At 35.7% G+C, this 5,798-nt stretch carries 5 protein-coding genes and 1 pseudogene; 3 read left to right on the top strand and 3 right to left on the bottom strand.

Annotated elements, in window-relative coordinates; translation table 11 throughout:
- Positions 1-1,457 (top strand): annotated as a pseudogene (locus AAGC65_RS24425) (restriction endonuclease subunit R); the annotation flags it as partial.
- Between the two features lie 131 nt (positions 1,458-1,588).
- On the opposite strand, the gene AAGC65_RS24430 reads toward AAGC65_RS24425, so the two are convergent.
- The 3 genes from AAGC65_RS24430 to AAGC65_RS24440 form a co-directional block, all read right to left on the bottom strand.
- Positions 1,589-1,855 (bottom strand): hypothetical protein, encoded by a 267-nt coding sequence (locus AAGC65_RS24430; RefSeq protein WP_343115080.1) that lies wholly within the window; start codon positions 1,853-1,855, stop codon positions 1,589-1,591.
- Between the two features lie 4 nt (positions 1,856-1,859).
- Entirely contained in the window at positions 1,860-2,603 is a 744-nt protein-coding gene (locus AAGC65_RS24435) for a ParA family protein (protein WP_343115081.1), read from the bottom strand.
- 68 nt (positions 2,604-2,671) lie between these two features.
- The gene (locus AAGC65_RS24440; RefSeq protein ID WP_343115082.1) at positions 2,672-3,085 is read right to left on the bottom strand and encodes a helix-turn-helix transcriptional regulator; all 414 of its coding nucleotides are present in this window, start codon (positions 3,083-3,085) and stop codon (positions 2,672-2,674) included.
- Positions 3,086-3,313: 228 nt separating this feature from the next.
- On the opposite strand from AAGC65_RS24440, the gene AAGC65_RS24445 reads away from it, so the two are divergent.
- Both AAGC65_RS24445 and AAGC65_RS24450 read left to right on the top strand, forming a co-directional pair.
- Complete coding sequence (locus AAGC65_RS24445) at positions 3,314-3,901, top strand: GNAT family N-acetyltransferase (RefSeq protein WP_343115083.1); 588 nt, start codon at positions 3,314-3,316, stop codon at positions 3,899-3,901.
- Positions 3,898-4,833, top strand: a complete 936-nt coding sequence (locus AAGC65_RS24450; RefSeq protein WP_343115084.1) for a LuxR C-terminal-related transcriptional regulator — start codon at positions 3,898-3,900, stop codon at positions 4,831-4,833. The genes AAGC65_RS24445 and AAGC65_RS24450 overlap by 4 nt, the downstream gene beginning before the upstream one ends.
- Positions 4,834-5,798 lie beyond the last annotated feature (965 nt).

Consider the following 5,798-nt stretch of genomic DNA (forward strand, 5'->3'; position numbering starts at 1 on the left):
ATGTAAAAGTTCACTTGCCTACCGTTGATTTAAAAGAAAATACATTTGAATGGATTATTTCTGTTTCGATGCTTACCGAGGGGTGGGACGTTAAAAACGTTTTACAAATAGTCCCAATGGAAGAACGGGCATTTAATTCAAAACTACTAATCGCTCAAGTATTAGGGCGCGGCTTACGTTTACCCGAAGAGTATAAAAATGCTAAGGTTACTGTCTATAATCATGATAGTTGGAGCTATCGCATTAAAAACTTGGTAAACGAAATTTTGGAATATGAGGTTAAAATAATTAGCAGTACATTAATTGAAGGGGACCGCGCTCAATATCATTTTTCAGTTTATAACTTCGATTACGAAAGAAGTACGACTTTAATTCCCACTAAAGAAACCGAAGTTTTTAACTATGAAGAAGAATTTATTAAGCTTCAATCACAAACGCCCGAGTTTCCTACTTACACTGAATTTGTAAGCTTTAAAGGTGAGGTTATAACCCGAACTTTTAATGTAAAAAAAGAGACCGATACGGTAGCTAACGTTGTAAACCATGTATATGAGGCATTTCGAAGCCTTAAGTATGAAGGAATAGCGCTGAAACTAAAGGACGGTGAGTTTACTACTCAACAAATTCCGAAATCAACCATTGAGCGAATAATTAGAAACTCAATGGAAGCAAAGAAGATTGATGGCGACGAGCTTACAAAGGTCAACAAAAATGCAATTTTATCTGCTTTTGGGACTTTATTACGAAAGAAACCAAAGAGCCTTGTCACCGTAAAGAAGCCTAATCCTTTTTTTGAAATTTCGACTACTTCCCGAGGGAGTGAAGCAACTTCATTGGGTAATTTGCGACGTGACACAACCGTTTTTTATACTAACGACTATGGGACTGAAATAATTGATTTAAAAACACAGCAGTCATTTGATGAAGTCAAGGAGGACAGAGCATTTCGCGGAAATTTTATCGAGATAACTCCTTTCCTTTTCAAAACTCCTATTGATATCATATTTACCAGTAGTGAGCCAGAAGAAAAGTTTGTAAGCTATTTATGCAAGAAAGACAATGCCGCCGTTATTACTTCCTGGGTAAAATCAAAAAATCAAAATTTTTACGAGATCGAATTTAGTTTAACTAAAACATCCAGTTCACATACTAAATCGCAGCAAAAATTTAATCCTGATTTTTTGATATTGATACGGGAAAATGGGGTTGATAATGTCATAGTCGTTGAAATCAAAGACGATGGAGCCGATAATGATATAAATAAAGCCAAATTTAAATATGCTACCGAACATTTTAAGGATTTGAACCAGGCGTTAAAGGAGGCAAAGATTAATCATCAATATATTTTTCATTTTTTAAGCCCGTCTAATTATATAGAGTTCTTTGATCACCTACGCAGTGGTAAACTAATCCGTAACGAATTTACCAGTGAGTTGGATAACCTTTTAGATACTTAACTTCTTAATGATAGCAAAATAATCCGCTGTCGGCAGCTGCATCTTTTAAAAATGATAGCATTATTTCATAGATAAGATCTCGACACGTATACCAACGATAGTAATATGAAGGCCCTGTTAAGGGCCTTTATTTAAGAGAGGTGATATTTTTCGGCTATAGCTTGTAAAATCAGATTTTTTACGCTTTCGCCACGATTAGCACTCATTATTTTTAATTCTTTCAGCCAGGCTTTTTTCATCCTTAAAGGATAGCCGGTTACTTCTTCTTCTTCTTCAAGCTCAGCATCACTTTTTCTTTTTGCTGCTTTTTCGTCTTTACTGGGGGTATTGAACAATGCGTTTGCACCAGTGAGGTTTTTTTGGTTTTCCTCTATATTCCCGAAGTTTTTTTTTGCCATAACCTTAAAGTTTTCCTATAATTTCCTTAACCAAGTTTTCATAATCTGTCGCGCCGTTTGAGGTTGGTGCATATCTAAATATATCTTGCCCCTGGGTTGGCGCTTCTGCCAAAGCTACGTTTACCCTTATTTTACTCGATAAGAGTTTATCTCCAAAATGTTTTTTTACACTTTCGGTTATATGCTCAGTCAATAATCTTTTAGGGTTGCACTTGGTAATGAATACACCGCCAATTGTTAAATTTTCATTGTAATGGGTTCTTACATCCGATATTATTGCAACCATTCGATCAATTCCCCTATATGCATAAAATTCAGCTTCAAGAGGTATTAAAACGGTATCCGCAGGTACAAGTGCATTAATTGTAAGCATCCCTAATGCCGGTGGACAATCAATTACTATATAGTCGTATTTTACCTTTAGCTTCTTTAAGAGGTTTTTCAAAATGCTTTCCCGTGCTAACCTCGACACCAGTTCAAGTTCAGCTCCTACCAATTCTAAAGACGATGGCACCAAGTCTAAAAACTCATTGATTTGAACGATCGGCAAATCAACTCCATCCCTAATGCTGTTATATATAGTGGTTTTAACATCTTTTATCCCAAACCCTTCTGTAAGGTTGGTTTGAGGGTCAATGTCGATAAGCAGCGTTTTCTTTTTTTGAAGCGCAAGCCCAGCTCCAATATTTGCCGCCGATGTGGTTTTGCCCGTGCCCCCTTTGTGATTAAGTATAGCAATGGTTTTCATATCAAGATTTGTTTATACAATGATACGAAAACATCTTTATATATTGATATCTTGATATAAATATATTTTTATTTTTTTAATTGCCTTTCAAGTGCAGCGATTGTCCTATCTTTTGATTGTAATAGCTCAATATATAACGCGCGTTCGGAGTTAAGTCTTTGTATATCGGCCTTAAGCAACTCTATCATTCTATCTTTTGTATCTGATGTTGCATTAGGGTCTGTTGTAGTGTTTTCTATGTCTAAGTGATCGGGTGGTGTTTCGATGTACAACATTTCACCCTTATTTTCTTCTAAAAACCGGATGCTTACTTTGTGGACATTAATAAGCATTAACTTTACGGATTTCGATATCCCGTTTTTACCCCTCTCGATATCAGAGTAACCGCCTTGCGTAAGTCCGAGTGTTGCTGCAAAATCAGCTTGACTAAATCCTAATCGTTTTCTTATAAGCTTTAATTGCTCGTTTTCATTAACACCCATAAACCTTTACTCATTCAAATCTGTTTAATTATAGCAAAACCGTAATTAGGTCGTTATTAAGTTAACGGTACCAGTCTTTTTGCAAAAAAGCTTTTGTAACCGATTTGTAAAGATATAAAAGTCTATAAATTTTTTTAGCTGTAAGACAACCTAACCGGTATTGTTGTAGTATATAAATATTGAAATAATATTAAACTTTTAACTATAATTACCGAAATCATTTAACCTATGATTAAAGCCGACAGAAACCTTAAAACACATGTAATTGAAATTCTCAGCCAGTCGTTTGAGAACAACCAGAGCGTAAACTACATCATTAATCCCGAAGGCAACAAACAGCAGCGTATAAGAGCGTTGATGGACTACTCATTTGAGATTTGCTTCATGTATGGAGCGGTTTATTTATCAGATGATAAAAAAGCTTGCGCCTTAGTGATGTACCCGGATAAAAAGAAGTTCTCATTTAAAAGTACACTTCTTGATATTAAGTTGCTCCTTAACTCCATCGGTATCACCAGAGCAGGTAAGGCTATGAGCCGCGAGAGTGCTATAAAAGCCAATTACCCCAATGAGCCTATATATTATTTATGGTTCCTGGGCGTGCAAAATGATGAACAAAATGCCGGTATTGGAAGCAAATTACTTAAAGAGATCATTAAAGACAGTCAGATACAAAAACGACCAATCTATTTAGAAACATCCACTATAAAGAACATCCCCTGGTATCAAAAGTTCGGGTTTTCTATTTATAATGAATTGGATTTTGGGTATAAACTTTTTATGCTTCGGAGGGGTGACGAGATACCAATTCTATGAAAGTGTTTGATACCGACATGGAGCTTGTAACATTCATCTTCATAATATTTGAAGTAATTATGTTGCTCTATCAATTATTGTTTTACCTGCAAAGACCATTTGAAAAGAAACGAAAATATTATATAATACTTCTGATCTTATTTATAGTATATAATGTTTTTGGTGGCTTATATCCCGACCCCCACAACAAAAGCGTTCCATTGATTATTCAAAATATTTTAGCCTGGGGTAGCGGTATAGTTTTAGCATGTTTTTTACCTTATTACTTTTATAAGGCGTTCGGTTTAGAGCGCCTTAAATTTCATGCTCGATATGGGGTACTACTATTTCTCTTAGCGCCGTTTTCACTTTTTTTTGGAATTGACTATTTAGTGAACCGTAACATTGACCGAGCAGTAAAACATGGTGTCATCATACCTTGTGTGTACGCAATAATTTGTGTTATTGCCATGTATAGATCAATAAAAGAGAAGGTTGACCGGGATAAGATCGAAAGCAATGAAATGTATTTAAGTTTGATCGCAATCGCACCCTGGGTGGCAATGCCTATTCTGTCGTATTTCCGGGTAAGTCAGGTTCCGGAAGTATTAATTATGAATGGGGGATTTCTGGTCATTACCAGCTTATTTATTTTACAGGCCATAAAGCAAACCAGGCAAGATAATAAACGATTGGAAGCTTTATTGGTAACAGTTAATGATATTGAAGTCAAAGCCGATGGGTTTTTAGAAAATTGTCAAGCTTACAATTTGAGTGCGCGTGAAATTGAAGTAGCCGCATTGATATCCGAAGGTTTGAAATACAAAGAAATAGCCGAGCGGCTTTTTATCCAGGAGCGCACGGTTACAACCCATGCACAGAATATGTTTTTAAAAACCGGAGCTAAGAACAAGGTTGATTTAATCAACATTCTAAAGTCAAATCGCAAATAGCCCAATAGCCAGATAGTCGAATATGCGTATAGTTGTACAGTCAACTATACGCTTTTTTTATTGAGCTGATATTCAGTAAAATATTAGGTTGTACGTATAATTACGTAGTATATAAATTAGTACTTTTTAACTCCGATTTTCGTACTTTTTACGTATTTGCAACTACTTTACCAACTCCCATATTTGTTTCAATCTAACCTTGAAAAACGAAATGGAGAATTACATTCCGGTAGCGGCAGTTATCGCCTATTACGTAATAGTTGCTGTCATTGCCTATGTAAGATCGTCAAAAAAGAGGCCGAAACCTTAGCACTTCCTATCGTTTTCAGGAATTAATTTTAGTTCGCTATAATTTTATCTTTTTGATAAACAGATTGTTGTATCTAAAATATAGCGTTTTGCTTAAATAATTATCAAAAATATAGCAAAACTGTATATTTGTATATCCGAATAGCTGAATATTCATCATTAGCCGGATAGCATAGGTCTTTGACATTGGGGGAAGAAGCATTTTCGGTGATGAGCCGCGAATTATTGTGCAGTCAGCCCAATCTTTATTTCATCGTGTTATGATAAAAAGATCGGTGTGGATGAACCATAGGCAGCCAGTTTTGGCAGGTATGTAGATACCTACGTGAGTATTCCCGAATTATATACAGGCAGGGCTAATGAGTTAGCCGTTGGTGTCAAATCCACTGCCTGTACAAAAGTTAATTGTCTTTCTTTTTGCCGTCAGCTTAACCGATATAAACTGCAACCCCATGAATGTTTAGATAGCTGAATATTTAAATATTCCTATAGTCAAATATGTAGATAGCTGAATATCCGAATATTCGTACAGTTGCACATCTATATAGCCGAATATTCAAATAGCCGTTAGCTGTTTAATAACACGCTTTAGCTCTATAAGCCTTTTACCATAAGCTGGGCGTGTGACTTACTGAAAATCCTTACAATTTTAAGGC

The sequence above is a fragment of the Mucilaginibacter sp. genome (genome assembly GCF_039207105.1).
Classification (GTDB): domain Bacteria; phylum Bacteroidota; class Bacteroidia; order Sphingobacteriales; family Sphingobacteriaceae; genus Mucilaginibacter.

What these genes read in the sequence shown, in the direction of transcription:
- AAGC65_RS24430 (WP_343115080.1), bottom strand. Translation starts at nt 1,855, where the DNA reads ATGGCAAAAAAAAACTTCGGGAATATAGAGGAAAACCAAAAAAACCTC.
- AAGC65_RS24435 (WP_343115081.1), bottom strand. Translation starts at nt 2,603, where the DNA reads ATGAAAACCATTGCTATACTTAATCACAAAGGGGGCACGGGCAAAACC.
- AAGC65_RS24440 (WP_343115082.1), bottom strand. Translation starts at nt 3,085, where the DNA reads ATGGGTGTTAATGAAAACGAGCAATTAAAGCTTATAAGAAAACGATTA.
- AAGC65_RS24445 (WP_343115083.1), top strand. Translation starts at nt 3,314, where the DNA reads ATGATTAAAGCCGACAGAAACCTTAAAACACATGTAATTGAAATTCTC.
- AAGC65_RS24450 (WP_343115084.1), top strand. Translation starts at nt 3,898, where the DNA reads ATGAAAGTGTTTGATACCGACATGGAGCTTGTAACATTCATCTTCATA.